Raw genomic sequence first — 25,756 nt, 5'->3', positions numbered from 1 at the left:
GGAAAAAATCGGGAGCGAGGAGTTCGCCCCCCCGGGACAACGGACGGCGTGCAAGCCCGCGCCTACACGCCCTCCCACCCAAAAACGTCAATCCTTACTTGGAGGTTGGCATGGCGAACTCGGCGCCCTTGGCGATGCTGTTCGGCCAGCGCTGCATGATCGATTTCTGCTTGGTGTAGAAGCGCACGCCCTCTTCACCATAGGCATGGGTGTCGCCGAACAGCGAGCGCTTCCAGCCGCCGAAACCGTGCCAGGCCATGGGCACGGGGATCGGCACATTGATGCCGACCATGCCCACCTGAATGCGGCTGGCGAATTCACGGGCGATGTGGCCGTCACGGGTGTAGCACGCGGTGCCGTTACCGAACTCGTGGGCATTGACCAGATCGATCGCTTCGGCAAAGTCCTTGACGCGCATGCAGGCCAGCACCGGGCCGAAGATCTCCTCCTGGTAGATCTTCATGTCGGCGGTGACATGGTCGAACACCGTGCCGCCGAGCCAGAACCCTTCGGCGCAATTCTCTCCGGCCAGGGCACCGTCAAAGCCACGACCGTCGACCAGCAACTCGGCCCCTTCCTCGATACCTTGTTCGATGTATCCGGTAATGCGCTGGAGCGCCGCCTTCGAGACAATCGGGCCCATCTCGGCCGCGAGGTTCGTGCCTTCGAGGATCTTCAGCGTGCGGGTACGTTCCACCAGTTTCGGCATGACCTTGTCGGCAACGTCACCGACGAACACCGCCACCGAAATCGCCATGCAACGCTCGCCAGCGGAGCCGAAAGCCGCCCCCATCAGTGCGTCGACCACTTGGTCGATATCGGCGTCGGGCATCACCACCATGTGGTTCTTCGCCCCGCCCAGCGCCTGTACGCGCTTGCCGTGGCGGGCACCGGTCTCGTAGATGTGGTTGGCGATCGGCGTCGATCCGACAAAGCTCACGGCCTTCACGTCCGGATGATCAAGTAGCGCATCGACCGCGTCTTTATCGCCCTGCACCACGTTGAACACGCCATCGGGCAATCCGGCCTCCTTGAACAGCTCGGCGATCAGCAGCGAGGGCGAAGGGTCGATCGGACTCGGCTTGAGCACGAAGGTGTTGCCGCAGGCGATAGCCACCGGGAACATCCACATCGGCACCATCACCGGGAAGTTGAACGGGGTGATGCCGGCGACCACACCCAGCGCCTGGCGCATGGTCCAGTTGTCGATGTTGGTCGAGACCTGCTCGGTGTAGTCACCCTTGAGTAACTGCGGAATACCGCAGGCGAATTCGACCACTTCGATACCACGCGTCACTTCGCCCTGGGCGTCGGTGAAGACTTTGCCGTGTTCGCGGGTAATCATCCGCGCCAGGGTGTCGCGGTGCTCGTTGAGCAAGGCCAGGAACTTGAACAGGATGCGGGCGCGGCGCAGCGCAGGCGTTGCCGACCAGGCCGGGAATGCAGCCGCTGCCGACTGCACCGCCGCGTCGACTTCCGAGACATTGGCCAAGGCCACCGTGCCGATGACCGAACCGGTGGCGGGGTTGGTGACGTTCTGCGTACGACCAGAATGACCTGGGGTCGTGCGGCCGTGAATGTAGTGGGCGATCTCTGCTGGCTGGTTGCTCATGGCGGGTGTCCCCTGGTGATGGATAAGAGCCATCTCTTGTTGTTGTCAGGTGCCAGGCGGGTTGTCTGCGTGTCTGGCAGGGCCAAGGTAGGCCTGCCAATGAATCATGTAAAATGATGATTAATGATCTTATGGATCACTAATTGTGAGAGCTTTTCTGCAACCAGTTCGCCCGTTGTGTCAGGCGCCGCTGCCAATCGTCCGCGAGGCCAGGGACTGCCGCCAATGCCAGCAGATCGTCAATCACCGGCCGATGCGACAACTGCACCCGCCAGAACTGATCGATGGAAAAACGTTCGGTGTGCCTTTCCAGCCGTTCGAACCGATCCCCCGCTTCAATGAAACCCGGCTGAAGAACCCGGTAGTACCAACCGGTGATTCGCTCCCTGGCAACAAACATCGACAGGTGCTCGGCATCGAAACGGTGATTGATCTTCCAGCACGGACTACGCGGCTGGGACACCTGCACCACGCTGCTGCCAATCCGGAATACATCGCCAATGTGCACGCTGCATTCGGACAGTCCGCGGGCCGAAATATTCTCGCCCAGGCTACCCGCCACCAGTTGTCCGGCACTGTGGGTAAAGGCTTGCGCCAATCGCTCGTAATGCTGCGCCGCATAGTGATGCAGGGCTTTTTCCGGGCCGCCGTGCACCCTCGTGTCGCCGTGCTGGTCGCCGACAATGCCGTGCAGCTCCACGCGGGCCGGGCCCGTGATTCGGTGTTTGAACATGCCGGTGCGCTGACCTTCGGGCTGCAACACCTCCAGCCCTCCGGCAAAGACATGGTCGATTGTCGAAGTCAGTGTCATCGTCGAACTACGCTCATCAGTCGGTTTCGATCACTTTACTAATCGTCGTTAAAGGCCGTAAAGTGATCGATAAGCATGTCTGCAATCACTTTTTAAGATGCATGGAGACGTTCATGGAAATGCGCCAACTGAAGATTTTCTGCGCCGTGGCCGAGCTGGGCAGCTTCACCGCCGCTGCGGTGCGTGTGAATACGGTGCAATCCAACGTCACCATGCGCGTGAAAGAGCTAGAGGCCGAACTGAACCGGGAGCTGTTCATCCGCAAGAAGTCCGGGGTGGTGCTGACCTCGGCGGGTGAGACGTTCCTCGGTTATGCGCGGCGCATCCTGCAACTGACCGATGAAAGTCGCAGCGCACTGATGGACACCGGTAGCCCGACCGGCCTGCTGCGTTTGGGCTCGATGGAAACCACTGCCGCCATCCGCTTGCCGCAAGTGCTGACCAAGTACCGCGAGCAATACCCCGACGTCCAGCTGTCGCTGCTGACTGGCACGACGGTGGAGCTGATCAAGGCGATTGAAGCCCATCGTCTGGACGGTGCCTTCGTCGGTGGCTTCCACCAGAATTCAGCGTTGTCCCAGGAGGAAGTGTTTTCCGAAGAACTGGTGCTGGTCAGCAGCAACCACTTCGAAACGCTTGCCGCGCTGATCGAGAAAATGCCCCAGCAAACGGTGCTGGTGTTCCGCACCGGCTGCTTCTATCGCTCGACCCTGGAAAACTGGTTCTATCAGGTCGGGCTGGTACCCAACCAGATCATGGAACTGGGCACCCTAGACGGCATCCTCTCGTGTGTTGCCGCCGGCATGGGCGTGACCCTGCTGCCCAAGGCCATCGCCGAAAGTTGCAGCGTGCGCCACGGGATTCGCTGCCACACGCTGCCGCCAGAGTTCGCCCATGTGTCCACCGTGTTCATCCGCCGCAACGACTCGATGATCACCTCGGCCATGAGCGCCTTCATCGGCCTGGCACAACAGCAGATAGCCCGCCCGGCTGCGGTGTAAAACGTCCCTGTATACCCTCTGCAGGAGCGAGCCTGCTCGCGATGGCCTCAAGCACGCCGCGTTTATCCAGCTCACACGCATCATCGTTAACGACCATCGCTGCGATGCGGCGATCCGACACGCCAGCGCCTACACCAATTGGTTGTGTAACCGGATTTCCGGCTCGACCAATGACCAGGGGTGTACTGGACTTGTCGTCACCGGCAACCCGCGCACCAGCTCCGCCACGCGCTCGGCGGCCGGGACGACACCGTGGATCTTGCCCACGCCCTGCCCCGCATAAAGCGACAGCTTTTTCGCCATGCGCGGTTTGTCGATGGCGCGGGCCCCACCGCCGATGAGGCGCAGCAGGTTCCATTTGTCCCGGTTGGGGATCACCCGGTGTGGTGTGCCCCAGGTCCAGCCGAACGAGTAGCCGGTGCGGTACTCGGTGTCATCGGTGGTCGCCTCGACGATTTTCTGCTTGTACAGCGGATGGGCGTTTGACTCATCGGTGGCGATAAACGCCGTGCCCACCAATACCCCCGCCGCGCCGAGCGACATCAGCGCGCGGACGTCTTCGCCATTGACGATGCCGCCGGCGGCCAACACCGGTCGCCCCTCCGAGACCGCCAGGATCGACGTCAACAACGGCATGATGCCAATCGTGCCGCGATTCAAGTGCCCACCACTCTCACTGCCCTGGGCCGCGATAATGTCCGCGCCCTGGGCGATGGCAAGGCGGGCCAGTTCCACCGACCCTGCTTGCACCATGACCACCAGTCCGGCGTCTTTCGCCCGGGCAATCATGTCGGCGGCATACTTTTCGGCGTAGAACAGCGACAGCAGTTTGGGCTTCTCTTTGAGGATCACCTGAAACTGCGCTTCAAACACGTCCGGCCCGCCGAACTGCGGAACCAGATTGACGCCAAAGGGCTGATCGGTGAGCGCTTGGGTTTCCTGAATCCAGCGGCGCAAGGCCAACGGCGGCAAGCGCAAGCCGCCAATCACCCCCATGCCCCCGGCATTGGCCACCGCAGCGACCAGTGGCGGGCCGGAAATCGCAGCCATACCACCGAGGAAAATCGGGTACTTCACACCGCAGAGCCGGGTAATGGCGTTACCGGCAAAATCGAATCTGGCTTCGTTCATGACTCACAGCTCCACATGTTTTCCAAGCATCCGCTTGAGCGTGTCGTTCTTCAGGAGAAAGTGATTCTTCATTGCGCCGAACACATGGAGGGCCAAGCCGGCGAGGAAGGCCGAAGCACCGATGTTGAACAGCACGTCGACGACGTCCTTCAACACCGCGTTGACCGGCAGCACTGTCGGAATCGACCATCCGCCCGGCAGTTCCACCCCTTCGCCGGCAGCGGCCCGTGAAGCCCACACGGCCACTGGCAGCAGCACCATGGCCAGGGCGAGTGCCACCGCCACCGAGCGGCTGATAATCACTTCGATGGGATTGGGCGTGCCCACGGGCAGTGGATGGTAAGCGGTGATCCGGGCCCAGAAGCGGTAGATCGATACCAGAAACAAGATCAGGCCCAACAGGTTTTGCACCCGGCCGAGCGCTGCCCGCAGTGCCTCGCCGGAGGCGTGACCGATGGCCAGCTGAAGGCCGAAAATCCCCAACAGCGCGAATGCGACGACCCAGTGCAGGGCGACGGTGACAGGGGAAAATCTCAGGCCATTGTCTTTTAGTTGCATGGCTGACTCCGTTTGCAAAATGCGCAAAACAGCATAGGTATGGGTTGGGCGACAACGCGTCAGTGGCTGACCGCCTGCGCGGCACCGAGCCCGGTCCGGGCACGGATCAGTTGATCGTCGAAACGCTCGCGCTCAAGCCCTGCGCCATGACTGCGGTCGGTGACCGAACCGAGCCAGGTGAAGAAGAACGCCACGTTCATCGAGATGATTGCCGGGTAGTCATACGGGAAAATCGCCTCGGGATTGCCCAGTACCTTGACCCACACGGCGGGCGAGAGAATCACCAGGCCGACCGCGCTCAACAGCCCGGCGACACCGCCGATTAACGCGCCGCGGGTGGTGAGCCCTTTCCAGTACATCGAGAGCACGAGGATAGGAAAGTTGACTGAAGCCGCCACGCCAAAGGTCAACGCCACCAGAAAGGCGATGTTCTGATCCTTGAACAGAATCCCCAGCACCACGGCGACGATACCGATGCCCACCGAAGCGATGCGCGACACACGACGTTCGTCCCTGGCATCGGCTCGCCCCTTTTTGATGACCATCACATAGAGGTCATGGGAAATCGCCGAGGTGCCCGCCATGGTCAGTCCGGACACCACCGCCAGAATCGTCGCGAAGGCGACGGCGGAGATGAAACCGAGCAGCAGATCCCCGCCCACGGCCTTGGCCAGGTGCATCACCGGCATGTTGCCGCCGCCGATCAGCTTGCCGCCGACAATCCCCGACTCGTAGAAGGCCGGGTCCTGGCCGACGATGACGATGGCGGCCAGGCCCAGCACGGCCACGATCAGGTAGAAGAAACCGATGAATCCCGTGGCAACGAATACCGACTTGCGCGCCTGCCTGGCGTCCGGAACGGTGAAGAAACGCATGAGGATGTGTGGCAGCCCCGCCGTGCCGAAGACCAGGCCCAATGACAGTGAGATCAGCGACAGCGGGTCGGCCACCAGTTTGCTCGGCAGCAGAATCCGCTCGCCGTCGTGGTGCGCGGCCACCGCTTTCTCGAACAGCACGTCGAAGGAAAAGCCGAACTTGCTCAACGCCAGAAACGCCAGCAAGGTGCCGCCCAATAGCAGCAACCCGGCCTTGATGATCTGCACCCAGGTGGTCGCGACCATGCCGCCAAAGGTGACATAGACCGCCATCAACAGGCCCACCGCGATGACTGCATAGTGGTAAGGCAAGCCGAACAACAGCTGGATCAACTGCCCTGCCCCGACCATCTGCACCACCAGATAGAAGCACACCACCGTCAACGAGCCAAAGGCTGTCAGGGTGCGGATGCGGTTCTGATCGAGCCGGAACGAGGCGATGTCCGAGAGGGTGATGCGCCCCAGATTGCGGATGCGCTCGGCAAACAGAAACAACAGCAACGGCCAGGCCACAAAGAAGCTGATGGAGTACAGCACCCCATCAAAGCCGTTGAAGAAGATCATGCTGGTGACGCCCAGCAACGCCGCAGCCGACATGTAGTCACCCGCCAGCGCCAGGCCATTCTGAAACCCGGTGATGCCACCGCCGGCGTTGTAGAAATCATCCATCGATTTGGTTTTGGAAGCGGCCCAGTAGGTGATGCCCAGGGTCGTCACGACGAAGACCAGGAACATGCTGATCGCGGTGATGTTGATCGGTTGTTTTTCGACGTTCTGCAAGGCATCGGCGGCCATGGCGCGAGCCGCGAATGCGCCGAGCAGGACAGGCAGGACGAGATTGCGAAGGAGGTGTTTCATACGATCACCCCCGCGCGGATTTCTGCGGTCAGTTCATCGAACTCGCCATTGGCCCGAAGGATGTAGAGCCCGGTGAACAACCAGGCCCCGATGATGAACGCCAGGCCCAGCGGCCAACCGATGTTGATGATGCTGGTTGCCGAAAGCTTGGTCGCCAGAAGGTTGGGCGCGAACGCGGCGACGAGGATGAACGTGAAGTACGGAACAAGGGTGGCGGCGGTCAGGCAAGCGACGAACCGTCGCTGCCTTGAGACCAAATCCTTGTAACGGGGGTGGTTGCGGATTCTGGCTGATTCAGATGCATGGGTCACGTTGACTCCGTGGAGCAGTGGTTGCGTTATTGTTGTTCCACAGCCTCAGATTCGAAGACTCGATCCGCCACCGGCTGCGGTGTATTTGCACCCTCAACCTATGCCCGGCCCATGATCATGTAAAATGATCAATTATGAATCTGTCGATCGTTTTTGGTGAATTTCAATGCCTCCGATTGAAAACGATATTTCACCCAACCATTGATTCCGGCACAGAACACCAGCAGCGCGCCCGTCACCAAAAACACCGGGTGCAATCCAAAGTGCGCACCGACCTGGCCACCGATCAAAGGCCCGATCACCTGCCCCGAAAATTGCGCCGATTGCAGATAGCCGAGGACTTTGCCTGTGTTGTGCTCCTCCACTGAATGGCGGATCAGCTTGGCAATCGCCGGCAGCAGTCCGGCAATGGTCATGCCCATGAGCCCGCGCAGAATCGCCAGTTGCCACCATTGGGTGACAAACGCCTGGGGCACCATGACCGCACCCGTCAACAGCAAACAGCCGATGATGACGTTCCAGCTGCCGACGCGGTCCGCCAGTGCCCCCAGCCGTGCGGCGGTCAAGATACTGCCCAGCGCGGAACAGGCCATGATCACGCCGGCGATGCGCGCCTGGTCATCCAGTGCGACACCCAGGTGGCCGATATAAACCGTGATGATCGGTTCGATCGACATGTTGGCCAGCAACACCATCATCGCGGTCGACAATAACGCGGCGATGACCGGCCAACGTGAACTCCCGCGCTCAATCCGCGTGCCTCTGTGGCGGCGCGCCCCGTCCGAGGCGCGATCGAAATCCTCACGAATGAGCAGGATCGTGGTGATGGCAGCCACCGCGATCATGGCGCCACCGACGAAGAACGTGCCGCGGATACCGACGAACTCCGGCAAAAACCCTCCCACCAACGGCCCGATCAAATTGCCGGACAACGCCCCCGTCGACAGCACACCCAACGCCCAACCGGCCTTTTCCTTCGGCACCTGGGAGCCGATCATCACGATGGAGGCCGAAGCGTAGCCGCCGATCAGACCCGCGATCAGGCGCAGTACCACCAGATCAGTCACGTCCCGCGCCAGCCCGATCATCGACATCACAACAGCCATGCCAATGGCCGCTCGAACCAACATCGGCTTGCGCCCATAACGGTCGGCCAGACGCCCCCAGATCGGCGCTGTCAGCGCCGTGCCGAAAAACGTCGCCCCGAATGCCACGGCCGACCATTGGACCACCGCCGCCTGCGAAGTGACGCCCAACTGCTGCACGTAGAGCGGCAAAAACGGCAGCAACAGGCTCAGGCTCACCAGCGTGGTGAAGGAACCGAACACGCAGACGGCCAGGTTGCGGCGCCAATATAGAAGATTGCGATCGGCATAACTCATGGGGGCTCCGGTAGTGTGCTCGGATTGAAGAAACGGATTCAGGCGGACACTACGCGGGACAACGCATCTTAAAAAACGAATTAATTTGATCGGAGCAATCTGTATGAGTGATGTGCAGAGCGGGCGTGGGCTCCAGCGCTCATTACATGGTGTATCAACTGTAATTCCCCATGATGCAGTTATCTTTCGTGATGACGCTTAATAGAGTGACAGACCCACTCCATCCTCTACCTCACGAGCACACCGGCATGCCCCATGACTTGAGTCACCTCGAAACCGCGCTCGCCGCCTACCCGCGGGCAACGCTGCTCGAAGGCCCGACACCGATTCAGAAACTGACCCGATTGAGCCAGTTGCCCGAGATGAACGGCTGCAATCTCTACGTCAAACGAGATGACCTGACAGGTCTCGGCGGTGGCGGAAACAAGCTGCGTAAACTGGAGTTTTTACTCGGCGAAGCCTTGGCGCAAGGTGCCGACACACTCGTGACCTGGGGCGGTTTCCAGTCCAATCACGCACGGTTGACCGCGGCAGTCGCGGCTCGCCAGGGCCTGGCCTGCGAACTGATTCTGACCCCGTCCGCCGTGCGCACCGACGATGACTTTCGTCACAACGGCAACGTTGTGCTGGACGCCCTTTTCGGCGCGAAGATCCATCGGCTTCCCCTTGGCGTCGTTCCTGATGGTTATGCCGCCGAACGGGTCGAAAAACTCAGGCATGAAGGTCAAAAACCCTTCGTGATGCCGCTGGGCGGCTCCAGCCCCAGAGGCAGTCTGGGTTACGCCGCCTGCGCGGCCGAGATCCTGCGCCAGGCCGATGCGCTCGGTGTGCATTTCGACCGGATCATCGTTCCCAATGGCAGTGCCGGAACCCATTCAGGCCTGTTGGCCGGCGTCACCCTCGCCCACTCATCAACGCAAATCGCCGGCTATACCGTACTCGCTACCGAAGACCAGGCGGCGGCCACGACCCTGGAAAAAACCCGCCAGGTCCTACAACTACTTGCCCCCCGCGCCACGTTGGCCGAAAGCGCTGTCAGCGTTGACGGCAGCCAGCGCGGCGAAGCCTATGGCGCACCCACCGAGGCCATGCTCGACGCGGTACGGCTGCTGGCATCCCACGAAGGCCTCCTTACGGATCCCGTCTACGGCGGCAAAGCCTTTGCCGGACTGCTGGCGGCGGTTCGCGCCGGCGACTATCCGGCAGGAAGCAACCTGCTATTTGTGATGACCGGCGGCCTGCCCGGCATTTTCGCTTACCGCAACGCCTTCGACTGATCGGACGCTCACACGGGATTCGCTGTGCCCCGTATTTCCGGTTCGACCAATGCCCTTTGTGGGAGCTTGCTCGCCATGGCGTAGGCACTGCCAGCATTGATGTTGCGTGTGCTGACGCCTTCGCCGGCAAGTCAGCGCTTGCAAAAAACCAAGCCTGAAAACCAGAAAACCTCCCTGGGTGCGACCCCGGGGAGGTTGGAACGGCGCGATGACATCAGCCTTGGGCTTTGCTCATTTTGGTGAACAGTTCGGTCGGCACTTTCTTGCCGTTGGAGGTGTACTGATTGGTGCGGTACTTGTAAACCTCGGCCTCGGAGAGGTAACCGTCGTTGTTGGTGTCCATCGCCTTGAACTCTTCGCCACCCTGGGGAGCAACGGTCAGCAGCTCCTTGAGCGACACGCGGCCATCGTGATCGGTGTCGGTACGGGCGAAGGATGCATCGCCGCACTTGCCTTCACCGCATTTTCCTTCACTGGTCTTGGTCGCCTTGGCGCCGGTTTCGCTGGCACCACACTTGCCTTCGCCACACTTGCCTTCACTGGTCTTTTCCGCCGACGCGAGTTGATAGCCTTGTGGCAGTGCGTCTGCGGCAAAGGCGGACGAAGCGAGGTTCATGCTGCCGGCCAGTGCAACTGCGATCAGGCCAATGCGGGATTTGTTCGACATACGGGACATGGTGGTTCTCCGGGTACGGTGTGCGGCCAAGCCGCTAAGGTCATTGCCACAAGGCGATAAGCCGTGGTGCGAGGGCGTTGTGCTTTCTCGCTAAGGCAGGGCTATTTGACTGCAACCGTGTATCCCGGATGTATCCGTATCGAGGGGCATTTGTAAGCCAGTCTGCGTACGCCGCGTTCGGATACACAGCGATACACAGGGCCCACGCGCCTGACGTCACCTGTCAAGGACCTGGCCGGATTCATCCTGCCAGGGCGCGTCGGCGGCCCCGACTTTCAACATGGCGAAACTGCCCGTCAGTGCTCCGACTGGGCGATGTCTTGTGGAACGACGCCGGGAAGCAAGCATCCCTTGGCCATCCACGGGCAGTTTCTGGCCCAGCGATAGTCGGACTCCAGATCACCTCGATCGTTGTAATACGCCAGCCGTAACTGATCGGCGTTAAAGTCGAGTTTGGCAAAACCTGCCCGTGATGCGGCGAACGTGCTTTGCTCCGGGGAGATACTCAAGTTGTCGAGCTTCTGACCGCCCGCACCGGAGATGACCCACGCGGGTTCCCCGGCACGCAGCAGCAGCTGCTGATTGTGATTGTGTCCGGACAGGAACACATCAACCTTATTGCGTTGCAACACCGGCAGGAGCCGGGCGATCAAGTCCGACTCTTCACCATGTTCGCCCTCATTGCGCACCGGGTGATGGGACGCTGCAATGCGCCACACCGGTGCCGGGCCGGGTGCCTGGAACGCCTGATCGAGCAAGTCGATTTGCTGTTGCAGGCTTTCACGTGGCGCCGACGTATCGAGGAACACCATTCGCACCAACGGACGCCCATCGACGCTACCGAAATCCTTGGTGTAAAAGTTCATCGGCATTTGCCAGCGACCCGACCCCTTGTGTTGTTGGCCGTATTCGATTTCGACCTTCTGTGACACCGGGTAATCGTGGTTGCCCAGGACCGCGTAGAACGGCACGTGACTGAGCCAGTGTCCCCAATAGACCCGCTCGAATTTGATTTGCCAGCTGAGGTCATGGGTACTGGTCAATGCCTTGCCGTAGAAGTTGTCGCCCAGCAGCACCACCATGTCCAGGCGCCCTTCTCTGGCCGCAACCTGTTCCATGGCCTGCCCGACCCGCCACTGCTGCATGTTTCCGCTGCCTTGATCGCCCAACGCGATCATCGACACAGCGGAAGGCTCCAGACCTGACAACGGAACAAAGGGCGATGGCGGGGTGTACAGCCAATAACCACCACCGGCCAATAAAAGAACGATGGCGATGCCTGCGCAGCGCACAATCCTTCGGAGTACCAAGCGTTTTGCAGACAGCGATGGAGTCGATGTGCGTTTCAATCAGGAACTCACTGGCCAGGGTCGATCAGGGGGGGTTAATAAAGCTCGAACTGCCTTCCCAATAAATCACAGCAGTTGTTCATACTTTGTTAAAAAATGGTGACGCACACCTTTCCAATCGCTTTTCCCCTGTCGGTGGTTGAAAGCCAGGCCCGCCATCGAACGAAAGTGCCGGTCAACGGCGAACCCGGCTCTCGCACAGTGGTCACAACAAATGATGGCATCGCGACTGATCAAGGCCTCCGGCCTCCACAGCGACGCTTGCGATTCACACACTTTAGGGTGCGCCGGATATTTTCAGTGGGTTCCGTTCCTGTCTGAGGCAGGTGCTGATCGCCACTCTCGTCCCTTGCTCCCTTATCGGAGTACGCAAATGACTCAATCAATGCGCTTCTTCCTGTCGATGGTCCTCGCGACAGCCTCATTGGCATCGACAAGCCTCCTGAACACTGCGGGAGCGGCCACCGCCGAAGATCTGAATACCGACTCTCGACAAGCATTGCAGACGCTCTACAAGACCAATCCCTTATCCGAGACCCTCTCGCACAAAGCCAAAGCCGTGCTTGTCTTCCCGAAAATCATCAAGGCGGGCCTTGTATTCGGCGGCAGCTATGGTGAGGGTGTGTTAATGAAGGGCACGAAAGTCGAGGATTACTACAACTCCGTCAGCGGTTCGTGGGGGCTGCAGGCGGGCGCCCAATCCTATGGCTATGTGGTTTTCCTGATGAACGACAAAGCCTTGAAATACGTCACTGAAACCAAGGGCTGGGAAATCGGCGTAGGCCCGACGGTTGTGGTGGTCGATGAAGGGGTTGCGAAGAACCTGTCCAGCTCTACGCTCAAGGACGACGCCTACGCGTTTATCTTCGACCAGCAAGGATTGATGGCCGGGATCAGTATCGAAGGGACGAAGATATCCCTGATCAAGCGCTAGACCCGGCCCGCGTGATGCCGGTCTATGTGCAGCACCCCTGGGTTGCGTGCAACCTTGGGGTGCCACTCATCAAGTCGACGCCATCAACTGCGCCCCACTGAACCCGTGACCGGCAGATTGCCCAGCAATTTGAGTCCGGTACTTTTCACGAAGGCGTCATAGTCCATCGGTCGCTCGATACGGGTTTCCGCGTTGGGCAGCACGTAAGCCCAGGCCCGCTTGGACGATGCGTCATACACCAGCTTGAACAGGCGCGTGGGCACCCAGACCTTGTTGTCGCCAATCGTCGCGTGGCCAGCGTCGAAAAGCGGTCCGGTGAAGACAAAGACATTGCCGTCGGCCCGTTTGGCAAACTTCCTGACGTCAGACTCGACCTTGCTCCAGATCTTGCGGTTATTGGTCGGGTCTTGCGGAACCATGTTCGACAGCGCGAAGGACTGGGCCATTGCATTGGGGCTCGGCGCATCGGCGGCCGGGGATTGATGACCGCGGTCCACGGCCGGATGCTGGCTGCGGTAATCGCTCAATTCTGCCCGCCCACCCTTGGGGATGCGAGGGTCCGGGTAGAACTGGTTAGTGCGTTCCTCCCCTTTTGCATCCTGTAGCTGCGCGGCATTAAGACGCTCTACGACCACCAGCGGCGTCTTGCTGGTTTGTGAGTACAGCACCGCGAAATTGTCGGAACACAGGGCCAGGGGGTTCATGGAGGAAGGCACGGTGGCCAGGTTGATCGGTCTGGAGGCCGGGAACAGATCCGCGCAGCCATCGAACGACGGTTGCTTCTGTTTGTTTGAGTAGAGGTCCAGTGCCGCGCTCTGGCTGATCGAACCGGAGCGGGACTGCGGCTCCTGATGCTGGGCAGGCGGCTTGATGAAGTCCAGCAGACTGCGGGCTTCTGCCCCGGTCGAGAGCAAAACAAGGGCTGACAGCCCAACTGCAATTTTGCGTAGGTACATGCTTTAGATTCTTCGAATGGAATGGCGGGGAAAGCGTACGGCGAGTGCCGTATCACGAAACCGGGTGGAGATTGTTGCGGTTACATGGCGGCGAGCATGCTTTCACTGTCCTTGATCAAAATACCGATACGAACCCGATCGGCTACGAGCGGCATGACCACTGAAGGGTCGTGCGGGATTTATTGACCGTCACAACTCACATTAGTGCTCAACGGCGCTCGCATTCTACGCGCACGTCGAAGAAGCGATCGACAGAGAACAGCCGTGGATTCATAAAAGACCGCAGCCTGCGGCCGTTCCTGCAGGCTGCGATAGGTGTAGGCGACACCTGTTCAAGCCGTTGGGCATGCTCAGGCTGCGGCAAGCCCTCCATCGATCAGGTAGATCGCCGCAGAAAACGTCACGATCGACAGCACCGTGCTGACCAGAATGGAGGTCGCGGCTTCACTCTGATAAGCACCGGTCTGGTTCGCGAACATGGCCGGGATGGTCGCCGACGGAAGCGCACAAAGCAGAATCATCTGTTGTGCGTAAAGCCCGTGGGTGCCCAGTACGACAGTGGCGGCGAACATCAGTACCGGGTGGATGAACAGCTTGAGCCCGAGGTTGCCCCACACTTCGCCGGACATTTTCAGTTTCTCCGACGACATGATCAAACCCAGGCACAGCAGCGATACGCCAGGCGTTGCCTTGCCCAGAAGCGTGAGGGACTCCGCCGCAATCGGTGGCATCTTGACCTGCAGCAGCGAGATCAGAATGCCCAGGGCCGGCGCCCACATCAGCGGACGACGGACCGCTCCCGACAGGCTCGACACGAATGCCTGGGAACCACTGCCCTTTCCATCGGCGATGGTGAGCAACATGGTCGTCAGCGGGATCATCACCAGACTCGCAACCAGGTTCAGCACGAGCACCGAATAAATGCTGCCGGCGCCGTACATCGTCGCGAGGATGGGGATGCCCATGAACGCTGCGTCCGGGTAACCGTTGACGAAGCCCTTGAGCGTTGCAACCTTGAGATTGCGAGTGGTGAACCAGCCGATCGCCAGCGCAATCGTGTACATGCCCATGATGCCGATAAACGTGGCCGCGACGAATTTGAAGTCCAGGAGCTGTTCACGCGGCGTGCTCGCCATCCCGACAAAAAGCAGCGCCGGGAAAATCCAGCCGAGTACCAGCCGGCTGATCAGCAGGCTGTCCGAATGGGTGAGTCGACCGCGCTTGCCGGCGATATAGCCCAGCGCGATCACAAAGGCGACGGGCAGAATGGGCCCTACGATCCTGTCTAACATGTCCGCAATCCTCGTATTTATTTTTATCAAGAATGTCGCCATCGCTGATCGCGGCCGACGGCTGTTGTGTCGGCCGCGATCACCCGGCAAAGACCGGGCGGCTTGGGTGGTCAGGGTTTGAAGCGGTAGTCGCGGATGACGTCCTGGTCTGGCTCGATGCCGAGCCCCGGCCCTTGTGGTACGTCGATGCGGCCGTTACGCGGAATGATGGCGTCGCCATACAACTGCGCTTCGAGATCGAAGTAACGCCATTCGACCAAGGATTTCGCACCGCCCAGGGCCGCACTGCCATGCACGGCGGCCAGCAGGCCGGGGCCGTCATAAAAGGCGTGGACCATCACGGTGACGCCGTGGGCGTTAGCCAGCGCATAGACTTTTTGCAGTTCGGTGATGCCGCCCATTTTGGCCGGGCTGGGCTGAACGAAGTCGACCGCGCCGGCTTCAAGCAGGTGCTGGAAGTCCATCAGCGTCGACGCGTTTTCGCCGGCTGCAACCGGGATGCCGCCTTGCTGGCGCACCGTCGCCAGCCCCGAATAGTTTTCCGGCGGCCACACCGGCTCTTCGATCCAGCGCAGATTCAACGGGCGAAGTTTCTCGGTCATGTCGAGCGCTTCGCGCACCGTCCAGGGGGCGTTGACGTCGAGGGTGATTTCCACGCTGGGGCCAGCGGCTTCGCACGCGGCGCGGATGACCTCGACATCCACCTCGTGCAACTTGAGGTGGCGGAAACCGCTGTTGACCGCACGCTGTACGTTGATGCGGATGAGCTCGGGGTCGGCATAGCGGATCAGGCTTGCATAGGCCGCCAGCGAAGTGGCCTCACTGCCGCCAAGCAGTTGGTAGATCGGTCTGCCGGCCGCTTTGCCCGCGATATCCCACAGCGCGATGTCAATCGCCGAGAGCCCATAGATGAAGGCACCGCTGCGACCGAAGACGTGAAATTTCTTCTGCAGATCGCCCTGCAACTTCTCGCGCCGAGTGGCATCACTGCCGATCAGTTCGGGCGCAAGGATAGTGTCGATGACGACTTTCACAGCGGGTATCGCGGTAAAACCGAAGGTTTCGCCCCAGCCCACGAGACCGTCATCGGTGGTGATCTTGACCACGAGGGAATCGACCATCTGAAGGTCTTTCGGCCCCCATACCCCGCCGGCCGACCGCCCTCCCGTGGTAAAGGGGATCCGCAGCGGAATGGTTTCAATACTGGCAATTTTCATAGACGGTGCCTCAAGCAGGTTGCAACGGTGGCGCGGTGTTTTCGGATTTCGCCCGTGCCAAGTTGAGGACAACGTACAAGACATCCTGTTGTCCTTCAACTGAACAACTGCTGCCTTTTGATGACTCCAGATCAAACAAATACTTAAACTATTGTTTTTATTGATTTATTTTACTTATGTCGATAATGAAATTCAGTTTCAACTGTCAGGAACAAGTCTTCTGATGTAGATTAAGTAGACAAGTGAGAGGAATGAATCCGCATGAGTGAAATGAATGTGCAACCCGTGGCGCGGCGCCCTCATCTGGCTGAGCACATCGCCCGCTCGTTGAGTGACGAGATTGCCTCCGGCCGACTGCGGCCAGGCGACCGCCTTCCGACCGAACAGTTTCTCTCGCAAAACTTCGGTGTCAGCAGGAATGTGGTGCGCGAAGGCATCGCCACGCTTCGAGCCCAGGGACTGATCCAGTCGCGCCAGGGCGTGGGCGTATTCGTCTCGGCCGCCGCCCAGTCGCCGGAGCCTTTGGCGCCGCGTGAAAGCACGCCGTTGCTGGACGGCGACAATACGATGCGCAACATGTTCGAAGTACGGGCGGTACTGGAAAGCCAGGCCGCTGCGCTGGCGGCATCGCATATGACGCCCCACACGCTGAAAACGATTCAGGCGGCAGTGCTGCGAATGCAGTACGAAGGGGAACCGACTCTGGACACGGTCAACGCTGACCTCGACTTCCATCGGGCGGTGGCTGCCGCGTCAGGCAACGACTATCTCGAGACAATGATCCGCACGGTGCTCGAACCGATGCGAGCGCTGATCTCCATGACCTTTGCACGGCGGGGTCCGGTGTTCAGCAATATTCCCCATGCAGCGCGCGGCGAGCATGAAGACCTCGTGCAGGCATTCATCAACCGGGATGCGGAAGCGGCGCGTCGGATCATGGGCCAGCACATTGTCAGTGCCGCATCGCGATTCGGCTACGAGATCACGTTCTTCTGAGGCCGCCAGTTGTCTCATTGTTCTACAACAAGCCAGGTGGCTGTGACGCAGTCGCGCCGGGGGACAGGCACCGGAGTTCTGTCTCATGCTTCCATCAAGGCACCAGCAGTGCTTCATGGATCTCGATGGAAGGAACTGCACCGCCCACACGCCGGCTATCAAGCCAGCCCCTGGTTTTGCCGACATCAAAAATCTGTCCCTGCTCCATCAGCGTCAGGATGAGCTCATCGGACACGCGATAGCGGCCGCACTCCGGGCAATCTCTCTCTTCCCAGGGGCCGTGACACTGAATTCGCTGTGCGACGCCGGCACAAATAAGACAACTCATCACGATCACCTTTTTATGGTTGTGCCCGATCTGTCATGGCCCTCACGCTCGAGCGCACTGATCTGGCAGGTGATGGGTCGACCGAAGAAAGGTGGGTAAAGTTCGTGGCCTTGTCGCTTACAGTGCGGACAGGTCGCATTCGTTGATCCACTCAACGCCCGCGAACGTTTAAGGCAATGCCCATGGCATCAATTCAGGTCCATAGACGCGCCCGCACAAGCGAGCAGATGTCATGGAAACGGAACGACCGGCACCTGGCTTAAAGGCATTCCTGCGCGGCGCGTTCGAGTGGGGAAGGACCGAAAGTCGAAGCCAGCAGCGCACGCTCGTACAAAAACACCTTGCCGCCATTCGATGCCTTGTCCTTGTAGGCCTCGAGCACATCGTCCGCGGCGACTTTGCTGGACACGACGATCCGGTAGCTGCGCTGGGTCTCCGATACGGTGGCTTGCAGCGAGTCGTGCTGCAGTTTCGGTAATACGCAGTGTGCGTAATCCGCAGGAGCTTTCCTGGTCTGCAACGTCAGCGTCGGGGCGTTCGGGGCCGAGGCACAGCCCGACAACAGCAAGCATGCGACGAGCGCTTGCCGGGTCAACATATTCATCGCGCAAATTCCTGGGAAGCATTTGGATGTGCGCGATTTTCCTTGTTTTTGGCACACAACAAAACTTGAGATCGGTGATGGTCACTATTACCTGAACGAATAGTCACCCGCAGTGACCAGGCTCAGTCAGGCTTATCGACTTTCGTTGAGGGCTCCGCGGCACGGCTGCCCTTGAACGCATCACGCCGCGCCTGTCGCTCCAGGGCATAAGCGGCACTCGGCTCACTGATCAGTTCTTCACGGCGCAACAGCTGGCCGCAATGTTCGCAAAGCGGCCCGAGCCCGGCGGGTTGCCCGCAGGTCTGATGGGTGTATCGCACCGCCAGGCCCTCCTCTTGCGATTTGCACCAGGTTTCCCCCCAGGCACGCAAGGCAAGAATCACCGAGTAAAAGGCCTGCCCCTTTTCAGTGAGGTGGTACTCGTGACGCAGCGGCCGTTCGCTGTAGGCACGACGTTCGACCAGCCCGTCGGCTTCCAGGCTTTTCAGGCGTGCGGCGACCATCTGGGGAGTGCCACCTGTCTGCGCCTGGATCTCATCGAAGCGATGACTGCGCATGAACAATTCCCTGAGCACCAGCACGGTCCAGCGATCTCCGACGACCGATTCGGCCCGGGAAATCGGGCACAGGGTTTCAGGACTACTCTTTTTTATCGACATACGGTCTTGCCTCTTTCACACTCACTATGATTATCATATCTATAACATGCCAAGGCAAGCCCGTGGCACGGATCAACCCCTTCCCTGGAGAATTGTCATGTCGAACGCTGCCTACCCGCTTGGCCAGACCGCTTACCTGCTGGTCGACCCCTACAACGATTTTCTGTCCGAGGGCGGCAAAGTCTTCCCCTTGATCAAGCCGATCGCCGAGCAAGTCGGCCTGCTCGACAACCTGCGCGCCCTCGATCGTGCTGTCCGCTCCCTCGACATTCCGGTGGTCATCGTACCGCACCGGCGCTGGGAAAAAGGCGACTACGAAAACTGGGATCACCCGAGCCCCTCCCAGTGCAAGATCCAGCACATGCACCACTTCGCACGCGGGGAATGGGGCGGGGAATGGCACCCGGATTTCGCGCCAAAGGACGGTGACATCGTTGTTTCCGAACACTGGGGATCGAGCGGTTTCGCCAACACCGACCTCGATTTCCGCTTGAAGCAAATGGGTGTCACCCACGTGATCATCGTCGGCCTGCTGGCCAACACCTGCATTGAGGCCACCGCCCGTTACGCTCAGGAACTCGGCTACCACGTCACCCTGGTGCGAGACGCCACTGCGGCATTCAAGCCGGAAATGATGCACGCCGCCCATGAACTCAACGGCCCGACGTTCGCCCACGCCATCGTGACGACGGACGAACTCATCGCCACGCTGGCGCAGTAAGGTGCACAAAATGAAATTGACCGGAAATCTGCTGATCGGCGCCCATGAAATCCCTGCCACCGAAGGGACCATGAAGGCGCTGAACCCCGCGACCAACCAGCTCATCGAGCCGGATTTCGCCCTGGGCGGCGTCGAGCAGGTCGACAGGGCCGCGACCCTCGCCGACGAGGCCTTTGACGCCTACAGCCATACCTCGCTCGCCGAGCGCTCGGCGTTCCTCGAACGCATCGCCGACCATCTCGATGCCGCCAGCAAAGAGCTCGCCGCACGGGCAGCGCTGGAGACCGGTTTGCCCGAGGCGCAACTGCAGGGTGAAGTCGCAAGAGCCACCACCCAGTTCCGCCAGTTCGCCGATGTCGTGCGCAAAGGGCGCTTCCTGCAAGTGGCCATCGACCCGGCGCAACCTGATCGCCAACCCCGCCCGCGCATGGACCATCGACTGCAGAAAATCGCCATCGGCCCGGTGGCGATTTTTGGCGCGAGCAACTTCCCCATCAGCTACTCGGTGGCCGGGGGCGACACCGCTTCAGCATTGGCCTCTGGCGCAACAGTCATCGTCAAGGCCCACAACGCCCACCCGGGCGCCTCGGAAATTCAGGCCCGAGCCATCCGCCAGGCGGTGCAGGACAGCGGACTGCCTGAAGGTGTGTTCTCCATGGTACGCGGCAGTGGCAACGCGATTGGCGAAGCCCTGGTCGACCATCCGCTGATCAAGGCGGTGACCTTCACCGGCTCGGAACAAGGTGGCATGGCGCTGTACCGTCGTGCGCAACGGCGCCCGGACCCGATTCCGGTGTTTACCGAGATGACCAGCGTCAACCCCACATTCGTCCTGCCCCACGCGCTGGCCGGGCGCGGTTCGCAGATCGGTGATGGTTTCGCCGAGCGCATGCTGGTCAATGTCGGTCAGGCCTGCCTCAAACCGGCGATCCTGATCGCCATCGAAGGCACCGGATTTGACGCATTGCGCGCCGCGATGGCCCAGCGCGTGGCCCAAGCAGCTGCGCGTCCGATGCTGACGCCGGGCATTCATGCGTCTTACATCCGCAGCCTCGACGACCTGCAACGCGCCGGCGCCCGACTGGCGGTCGAGGGGGAGCGCGCCCATGGGGATCTGGATGGCCACTCTGCGTTGCTGGAAGTCGATGGCGCGCATTTTCTCAGCGAGACGGCACTGGCGCACGAAGTGTTCGGGCCGGCGGCGTTGTTGGTGAAGGTCAGGGACGCGGCGCAAATGCTCGCCGTCGCCCGCTCGCTTCGCGGTCAGCTCAGCGCTGCCATGCACCTTGAGCAGACAGACATCGAACTGGCCCGGCGCTTGCTGCCGATACTGGAGCGTCGCACCGGTCGCATTGTCGTCAACGCGTTTGCCCACCCACAGGAGGTGTCCTTCGCCACCATCCACGGGGGACCGTTTCCGGCATCATCGGACAGCCGCTTCACCTCGGTGGGCATGACGTCCATTGAGCGTTTCCTGCGTCCGGTGTCGTATCAGGGCTTTCCCGATGCGCTGCTACCGGAGGCACTGCGAGACATCAACGCCCTTGCAGTGCCACGCAGCGTGGACGGTCAGTAGGTGTCAACGAAGGCCCGGTACTCAGGGGGTTGCCGGGTCTTTTTCCAAGGTATGCACCTGGTTCCGGCCATTGCGCTTGGCCTGGTACAACGCGTCATCAGCGCGGGTCACCAGGCTTTCCAGGTTGTCGCCGGGTTCAGTGAAGGCGACACCAAAGGACGCGGTGACCGTGTCCAGCACGGTGTCGGTGCCCCGCGCCTTGATCCGCAGCGACTGGACTTTCAACCGCAGTTGTTCGGCGAAGGCGTTGGCCACAGTGAGATCGGCGCAGTGTTCGAGCACCACACAAAATTCCTCACCGCCGTAGCGCGCCGCGAAAGCGTTGGCTGGCAGCGCGTCGCGCAATACCTGACCCACATGCTGAAGCACCCGATCGCCCAGCGGATGACCGTACTGATCGTTGAACTGCTTGAAATGATCGATATCCAGCATGACCAGCGCCACGTTTTGCGACGCTTTGACCAGCGCCTGCTCCAGCTGGCGGGTGAACGCAGACCGATTGAGCAGCTCGGTCAGGCCATCCAGCGTGGCGGCCCGTTGCGCACGCTCGAGTTTGTCCCGCAGGGTTTTGATTTCACTTTGCGCTGATTGCAACTGGGCAAGGAAGTGTTCCTGCTGGCTCTGCATCAGCCGGGTGCTCTGCTGCAGCTCGCTCAAGATGTCCGGCAGACGAGCGCTGACCGGCTCATCGAGCATCTCCATGCACTGGCCGAGACGGCTCTGAAAAGTCAGATTGCCCTTTACGCTGCGCGAGACATCCCGCTCCATGCCATCCACCAGACTGATGACCTGATGCTGGTCCGCACGGACATCGTCCAGTTCGTCACGGATGATGTGCTCGCGAAACAGCTTGGTGGCGGATTCCGGCGGAAAGTAGTCGAAGTCTCTGAGCACCCGGTCCAGGTGGCGATTGAGCTCCGGGTCCTGGCCCTTGCTGTAGGTGTACCAGAGTGCGTAATGCACAGGATTGGGCGCAATGTTGTGGCGGACCATCAGGGGCACGGCCTGCTTGAGCAAGGCCGCGGCCTCCCGGGTGTCTTCCGGATACAGCGCTAAAACATTCGCACGCGATTCTGATTGGCTCATGGCATCACTGTGGTTATTTGTTTTGGGCATTCGCAGCGTGCGGGGGAGCATACCGATACGCCCGACAAACGGCTATCCATAACTAGCGGTTTTGCGGCCGTCGATAGGGTTCGATGAACCCGCAACCCAGGATTTCGTTCAGCCGCCGGGTATCGCTCATTCGGCGAAACAACCCGGGCGTACGCCACGGCGCGTGACCGTCAATGTTCGGCGCGCCCAACCCGGCCAGCACGTCGTCGATCAGAACGGAGCGGGTTTCGAACGAAATTCGCGTCAATCCGGTGTTGTTACCGACGCCGGCATGGGCATGCGCCCCGGAAAAGGCAATCAGGCTCCCCGGGGCGATATCCACGGCCAACCCCTGCTGCGGGTCGATTGCCTCCAGCAGATGCGGGATGGCCTCGTCGGCATCCACCGCATTACGACCGTCACGATGGGAGCGCTCAAGGATCGCGCGCATATCGAAATCCGCACTGCAATTGCGCAGCGCTTGCTGCCACAGGTGCGGATACAAGGCAAAGGTCCGCCCCGTCGTGATCGGATAGATCGGCGCCCACCAGTTGGTTTGTGCATAGAGATTCGAGCCCCAGGTATCGCGGTGAAAGGCGACGGTGGCGGTGGCGCGGGCGCGCGGCGTCGATTGCCGGGGTTCTCGGTGAGGTTGAAAACGCAGGTGCAGGCGGTCACAGGCCAGGGCATCGGGGGCCAGGCCCAGGCTTTCCACCACGCCCCGCCAATGCTCGCGAACCTCTTTCGAGCGGGCAAAGGCGTTCTGGCATTGGGCAAAACGCAGCGTTTGTTCATCATGGCTCAGATAACGGTGAATCTCTGGCGGCGCCCAGGGATGCAGCGCGTCCTCCAGCCATGCACGGGTCAATGCCACCAGTGCCGCCATGGCGGGCAACTCGGCAATACGAATGATGTCGCCAGCATAGATCCGATCGTGAAACTGCCGAGCGCTGCCCGGTATTTGCAGTGAGCTGTACATGACCTGATCTCCCGTAACGTAGCGCTCTTGACTGTAGAGGTCAGCCGATTGCGCCGGGAAGCATCAGGCGTGGCGGAAAAAGGCGGATCAGCTCAAGGTGAACCGGCGCGCCAATGCCTGCCGAGCGAAACGAAAAAAGCCCTGCACGCGTGAACCTGCAGGGCTTCCTGGTCTGACTGACCTTCTCATTTACCCGGCCTGACCGGCCGGTTTTTCATTCGCTCAACAACACTTCGGGCCAGCCTTGCTGCCGTAACGGGCTTCCTGGCGTTCGCGGAAGAACGCCTCGTAGTCCATCACCGGTTGGTCCGGGTGTTTGGTTTGCATGTGCTCGACGTAGTTGTCGTAGTCGGGCATGCCGACCATCAGGCGCGCGGCCTGACCGAGGTATTTACCGAGGCGACTCAGGTCATTGAACATGGTGCACTCCTCGCTTACGCCTCCGGCAATGCCTGGAATGGCGCTTCTTTATCCGTACGCTCCTTGGTGCCCCAGGCCGCGACACCGACCTTCAGCGCAAAGAACAGGATGCTAAACACCACGAACAGGAACAGCGCGGTCAGTGTTGCGTTGGTGTAGGCGTTGAAGATCACATGCTGCATCTGCGTGATGTCCTTGGCCGGCGCCAGCACCTGGCCGTTGGCCAGTGCATCGCTGTACTTCTTGGCCAGGGCCAGGAAGCCGATCGCCGGGTTGGCGTCGAACAGCTTGATGAAGCCGGCGGTGGTGGTGCAGATCAGCAACCACACGGCAGGCAACAGCGTGACCCAGACGTAACGCTGGCGTTTCATCTTGATCAGCACGACGGTGCCGAGCATCAGCGCGATACCGGCCAGCATCTGGTTGGAGATGCCGAACAGCGGCCACAGGGTATTGATGCCACCCAGCGGATCGATCACGCCTTGATACAGCAGGTAACCCCACATCGCCACGCAACCGGCGGTCGCGATGAGGTTGGCGGTCCAGGATTCCGTGCGGCGCAGCGCCGGCACGAAGGAGCCCAGCAAATCCTGGAGCATGAAGCGACCGGCACGGGTACCGGCGTCGACCGCCGTCAGGATGAACAGCGCTTCGAACAGGATCGCGAAGTGGTACCAGAACGCCATGGTGTTTTCACCCGGCAGGACGTGGTGCAGGATCTGCGCGATACCGACCGCCAGGGTCGGCGCACCACCGGCACGGGCCAGGATCGTCGTTTCACCGATATCCCTGGCGACCGCTTGCAGGGCGTCCGGGGTGATGGCAAAGCCCCAGCTGCTGACGGTTTGCGCGACGCTCACGGCATCGGCGCCTACGACGGCGGCCGGACTGTTCATAGCGAAATACACGCCAGGATCGATCACCGAAGCCGCGACCATGGCCATGATGGCGACGAAGGATTCCATCAACATGCCGCCGTAACCGATGTAACGGGCATGGCCTTCACTGGCGAGCAGTTTCGGTGTGGTGCCGGAAGCGATCAACGCGTGGAAACCGGACACCGCGCCACAGGCGATGGTGATGAACAGGAACGGGAACAGACCGCCCTTCCACACCGGGCCGGTGCCGTCGATGAATTGGGTCAGTGCCGGCATTTTCAGCTCGGGCATGGTCACCAGGATGCCGATGGCCAGGGCCACGATGGTGCCGATTTTCAGGAAGGTCGACAGGTAATCGCGCGGTGCCAGGATCAGCCACACCGGCAGCACGGCAGCGACGAAGCCGTAGCCGATCAGCATCCAGGTAATCTGGATGCCAGTGAAGGTAAAGGCTTTGGCCCACACCGGATCGGCGGCAATCTGCCCGCCCAGCCAGATCGAACCCAGCAACAGCACTACGCCAATCACCGAAATTTCACCGATGCGGCCCGGGCGGATATAGCGCATGTAGATGCCCATGAACATCGCGATCGGGATGGTCGCCATGACCGTGAACATGCCCCACGGGCTGTCCGCCAGGGCCTTGACCACGATCAGCGCCAGCACCGCGAGGATGATGATCATGATCAGGAAGCAGCCGAACAGCGCAATGGTGCCGGGAATGCGGCCCATTTCTTCACGGACCATGTCGCCCAGGGAGCGGCCGTTGCGGCGGGTGGACATGAACAGGACCATGAAGTCCTGCACGGCGCCAGCCAGCACCACACCGGCGATCAGCCACAGCGTGCCGGGCAGGTAGCCCATTTGCGCCGCCAGCACCGGCCCGACCAGCGGACCCGCGCCCGCGATGGCCGCGAAGTGGTGACCGAAGAGCACGTGCTTGTTGGTCGGTACGTAGTCCAGACCATCGTTGTTGAGCACAGCGGGAGTGGCTCGATTGGGGTCGAGCTGCATCACTTTATTAGCGATGAACAGGCTGTAATAGCGATAAGCAACCAGATAGATAGCGACGGCTGCAACGACGATCCACAGGGCGTTGATCGCTTCGCCGCGGCGCAAGGCCACGACACTCAGCGCAACCGCTCCCAGGACGGCCACGGCAAACCAGGCAAGGTGTTTAGCCAGACGGGGCATACAAGGTCTCCTGCCGACAGCCAGTGGACTGCGGCGGTAATTTTTATAATTGTGTCCGCAATGCGG

At 60.6% G+C, this 25,756-nt stretch carries 25 protein-coding genes; 6 read left to right on the top strand and 19 right to left on the bottom strand.

Annotation, left to right across the window (positions count from 1 at the left end; translation table 11 throughout):
* Positions 1–94: 94 nt before the first annotated feature.
* Together ACX3YD_RS12930 and ACX3YD_RS12925 are read right to left on the bottom strand one after the other, a co-directional pair.
* Positions 95–1,612, bottom strand: a complete 1,518-nt coding sequence (locus tag ACX3YD_RS12930; RefSeq protein ID WP_458960149.1) for a CoA-acylating methylmalonate-semialdehyde dehydrogenase — start codon at positions 1,610–1,612, stop codon at positions 95–97.
* Positions 1,613–1,751: 139 nt separating this feature from the next.
* A complete protein-coding gene (locus tag ACX3YD_RS12925; RefSeq protein WP_458960148.1) occupies positions 1,752–2,423 on the bottom strand; it encodes an MOSC domain-containing protein in 672 nt (223 codons plus the stop codon).
* Between the two features lie 113 nt (positions 2,424–2,536).
* Between ACX3YD_RS12925 and ACX3YD_RS12920 the strand changes: the two genes are divergently transcribed.
* The gene (locus ACX3YD_RS12920) at positions 2,537–3,424 is read left to right on the top strand and encodes a LysR family transcriptional regulator (protein ID WP_458960147.1); all 888 of its coding nucleotides are present in this window, start codon (positions 2,537–2,539) and stop codon (positions 3,422–3,424) included.
* A 129-nt stretch (positions 3,425–3,553) separates the two neighbouring features.
* On the opposite strand, the gene ACX3YD_RS12915 is transcribed toward ACX3YD_RS12920, so the two are convergent.
* The 5 genes from ACX3YD_RS12915 to ACX3YD_RS12895 form a co-directional block, all read right to left on the bottom strand.
* Positions 3,554–4,555 carry an NAD(P)H-dependent flavin oxidoreductase gene (locus ACX3YD_RS12915; protein WP_458960146.1) on the bottom strand — a complete coding sequence of 334 codons (1,002 nt, stop codon included), beginning with the start codon at positions 4,553–4,555 and terminating at the stop codon, positions 3,554–3,556.
* Between the two features lie 3 nt (positions 4,556–4,558).
* Positions 4,559–5,113, bottom strand: a complete 555-nt coding sequence (locus ACX3YD_RS12910) for a cytochrome b (protein WP_458960145.1) — start codon at positions 5,111–5,113, stop codon at positions 4,559–4,561.
* A 59-nt stretch (positions 5,114–5,172) separates the two neighbouring features.
* Positions 5,173–6,846, bottom strand: a complete 1,674-nt coding sequence (locus ACX3YD_RS12905; RefSeq protein ID WP_458960144.1) for a cation acetate symporter — start codon at positions 6,844–6,846, stop codon at positions 5,173–5,175.
* Entirely contained in the window at positions 6,843–7,157 is a 315-nt protein-coding gene (locus ACX3YD_RS12900; protein WP_103404788.1) for a DUF485 domain-containing protein, read from the bottom strand. Before ACX3YD_RS12900 ends, ACX3YD_RS12905 begins: the two co-directional genes overlap by 4 nt.
* A 128-nt stretch (positions 7,158–7,285) precedes the next feature.
* Positions 7,286–8,539: an MFS transporter gene (locus ACX3YD_RS12895; protein ID WP_458960143.1), complete on the bottom strand. Its 1,254-nt coding sequence runs from the start codon at positions 8,537–8,539 to the stop codon at positions 7,286–7,288.
* 248 nt (positions 8,540–8,787) lie between these two features.
* On the opposite strand from ACX3YD_RS12895, the gene ACX3YD_RS12890 reads away from it, so the two are divergent.
* Entirely contained in the window at positions 8,788–9,816 is a 1,029-nt protein-coding gene (locus tag ACX3YD_RS12890; protein ID WP_458960142.1) for a D-cysteine desulfhydrase family protein, read from the top strand.
* Between the two features lie 214 nt (positions 9,817–10,030).
* Here ACX3YD_RS12890 and ACX3YD_RS12885 read toward each other — a convergent pair whose 3' ends face one another.
* Together ACX3YD_RS12885 and ACX3YD_RS12880 are read right to left on the bottom strand one after the other, a co-directional pair.
* Positions 10,031–10,492, bottom strand: a complete 462-nt coding sequence (locus ACX3YD_RS12885; protein ID WP_047529891.1) for an HvfA family oxazolone/thioamide-modified RiPP metallophore — start codon at positions 10,490–10,492, stop codon at positions 10,031–10,033.
* A gap of 296 nt (positions 10,493–10,788) precedes the next feature.
* Positions 10,789–11,841 carry a metallophosphoesterase gene (locus tag ACX3YD_RS12880; protein WP_458960141.1) on the bottom strand — a complete coding sequence of 351 codons (1,053 nt, stop codon included), beginning with the start codon at positions 11,839–11,841 and terminating at the stop codon, positions 10,789–10,791.
* Positions 11,842–12,214: 373 nt separating this feature from the next.
* Here ACX3YD_RS12880 and ACX3YD_RS12875 point away from each other — a divergent pair, with 373 nt between their 5' ends.
* Positions 12,215–12,775: a lipid-binding SYLF domain-containing protein gene (locus ACX3YD_RS12875; RefSeq protein WP_458960140.1), complete on the top strand. Its 561-nt coding sequence runs from the start codon at positions 12,215–12,217 to the stop codon at positions 12,773–12,775.
* Positions 12,776–12,858: 83 nt separating this feature from the next.
* On the opposite strand, the gene ACX3YD_RS12870 is transcribed toward ACX3YD_RS12875, so the two are convergent.
* The 3 genes from ACX3YD_RS12870 to ACX3YD_RS12860 all read right to left on the bottom strand — a co-directional run bounded on the left by ACX3YD_RS12870 (position 12,859) and on the right by ACX3YD_RS12860 (position 16,144).
* On the bottom strand, positions 12,859–13,731 hold the full coding sequence (locus ACX3YD_RS12870) for a DNA/RNA non-specific endonuclease (RefSeq protein ID WP_458960139.1): 873 nt from the start codon (positions 13,729–13,731) through the stop codon (positions 12,859–12,861).
* 350 nt (positions 13,732–14,081) lie between these two features.
* Positions 14,082–15,023, bottom strand: coding sequence for an AEC family transporter (locus ACX3YD_RS12865; protein WP_103404782.1), 942 nt, complete (start codon positions 15,021–15,023; stop codon positions 14,082–14,084).
* 110 nt (positions 15,024–15,133) lie between these two features.
* Positions 15,134–16,144: a mandelate racemase/muconate lactonizing enzyme family protein gene (locus ACX3YD_RS12860; protein ID WP_458960138.1), complete on the bottom strand. Its 1,011-nt coding sequence runs from the start codon at positions 16,142–16,144 to the stop codon at positions 15,134–15,136.
* A 357-nt stretch (positions 16,145–16,501) separates the two neighbouring features.
* Between ACX3YD_RS12860 and ACX3YD_RS12855 the strand changes: the two genes are divergently transcribed.
* Complete coding sequence (locus ACX3YD_RS12855) at positions 16,502–17,236, top strand: FadR/GntR family transcriptional regulator (protein WP_458960137.1); 735 nt, start codon at positions 16,502–16,504, stop codon at positions 17,234–17,236.
* Positions 17,237–17,330: 94 nt separating this feature from the next.
* Here ACX3YD_RS12855 and ACX3YD_RS12850 read toward each other — a convergent pair whose 3' ends face one another.
* The 3 genes from ACX3YD_RS12850 to ACX3YD_RS12840 all read right to left on the bottom strand — a co-directional run bounded on the left by ACX3YD_RS12850 (position 17,331) and on the right by ACX3YD_RS12840 (position 18,827).
* Entirely contained in the window at positions 17,331–17,564 is a 234-nt protein-coding gene (locus tag ACX3YD_RS12850; protein ID WP_047529899.1) for a hypothetical protein, read from the bottom strand.
* Between the two features lie 259 nt (positions 17,565–17,823).
* Complete coding sequence (locus ACX3YD_RS12845; RefSeq protein ID WP_103404778.1) at positions 17,824–18,168, bottom strand: hypothetical protein; 345 nt, start codon at positions 18,166–18,168, stop codon at positions 17,824–17,826.
* Between the two features lie 122 nt (positions 18,169–18,290).
* Entirely contained in the window at positions 18,291–18,827 is a 537-nt protein-coding gene (locus tag ACX3YD_RS12840; RefSeq protein WP_103404777.1) for a winged helix-turn-helix transcriptional regulator, read from the bottom strand.
* A 97-nt stretch (positions 18,828–18,924) separates the two neighbouring features.
* On the opposite strand from ACX3YD_RS12840, the gene ACX3YD_RS12835 reads away from it, so the two are divergent.
* Positions 18,925–19,548 (top strand): cysteine hydrolase family protein, encoded by a 624-nt coding sequence (locus tag ACX3YD_RS12835; protein WP_458960136.1) that lies wholly within the window; start codon positions 18,925–18,927, stop codon positions 19,546–19,548.
* A gap of 10 nt (positions 19,549–19,558) precedes the next feature.
* Positions 19,559–21,124 carry an aldehyde dehydrogenase (NADP(+)) gene (locus tag ACX3YD_RS12830; RefSeq protein WP_458960135.1) on the top strand — a complete coding sequence of 522 codons (1,566 nt, stop codon included), beginning with the start codon at positions 19,559–19,561 and terminating at the stop codon, positions 21,122–21,124.
* Positions 21,125–21,145: 21 nt separating this feature from the next.
* On the opposite strand, the gene ACX3YD_RS12825 is transcribed toward ACX3YD_RS12830, so the two are convergent.
* The 4 genes from ACX3YD_RS12825 to ACX3YD_RS12810 all read right to left on the bottom strand — a co-directional run bounded on the left by ACX3YD_RS12825 (position 21,146) and on the right by ACX3YD_RS12810 (position 25,690).
* Positions 21,146–22,210, bottom strand: coding sequence for a GGDEF domain-containing protein (locus ACX3YD_RS12825; RefSeq protein WP_256590279.1), 1,065 nt, complete (start codon positions 22,208–22,210; stop codon positions 21,146–21,148).
* 82 nt (positions 22,211–22,292) lie between these two features.
* A complete protein-coding gene (locus tag ACX3YD_RS12820; protein WP_458960134.1) occupies positions 22,293–23,198 on the bottom strand; it encodes a hypothetical protein in 906 nt (301 codons plus the stop codon).
* Between the two features lie 222 nt (positions 23,199–23,420).
* Positions 23,421–23,618 (bottom strand): YbdD/YjiX family protein, encoded by a 198-nt coding sequence (locus tag ACX3YD_RS12815; RefSeq protein ID WP_047529911.1) that lies wholly within the window; start codon positions 23,616–23,618, stop codon positions 23,421–23,423.
* Between the two features lie 14 nt (positions 23,619–23,632).
* Positions 23,633–25,690 (bottom strand): carbon starvation CstA family protein, encoded by a 2,058-nt coding sequence (locus tag ACX3YD_RS12810; RefSeq protein ID WP_047529912.1) that lies wholly within the window; start codon positions 25,688–25,690, stop codon positions 23,633–23,635.
* Positions 25,691–25,756 lie beyond the last annotated feature (66 nt).

Source organism: Pseudomonas fluorescens group sp. PF-1 (assembly GCF_054481335.1).
Note: the sequence above shows the minus strand (reverse complement) of the source record. Positions and strands in the feature narration are given on the sequence as shown.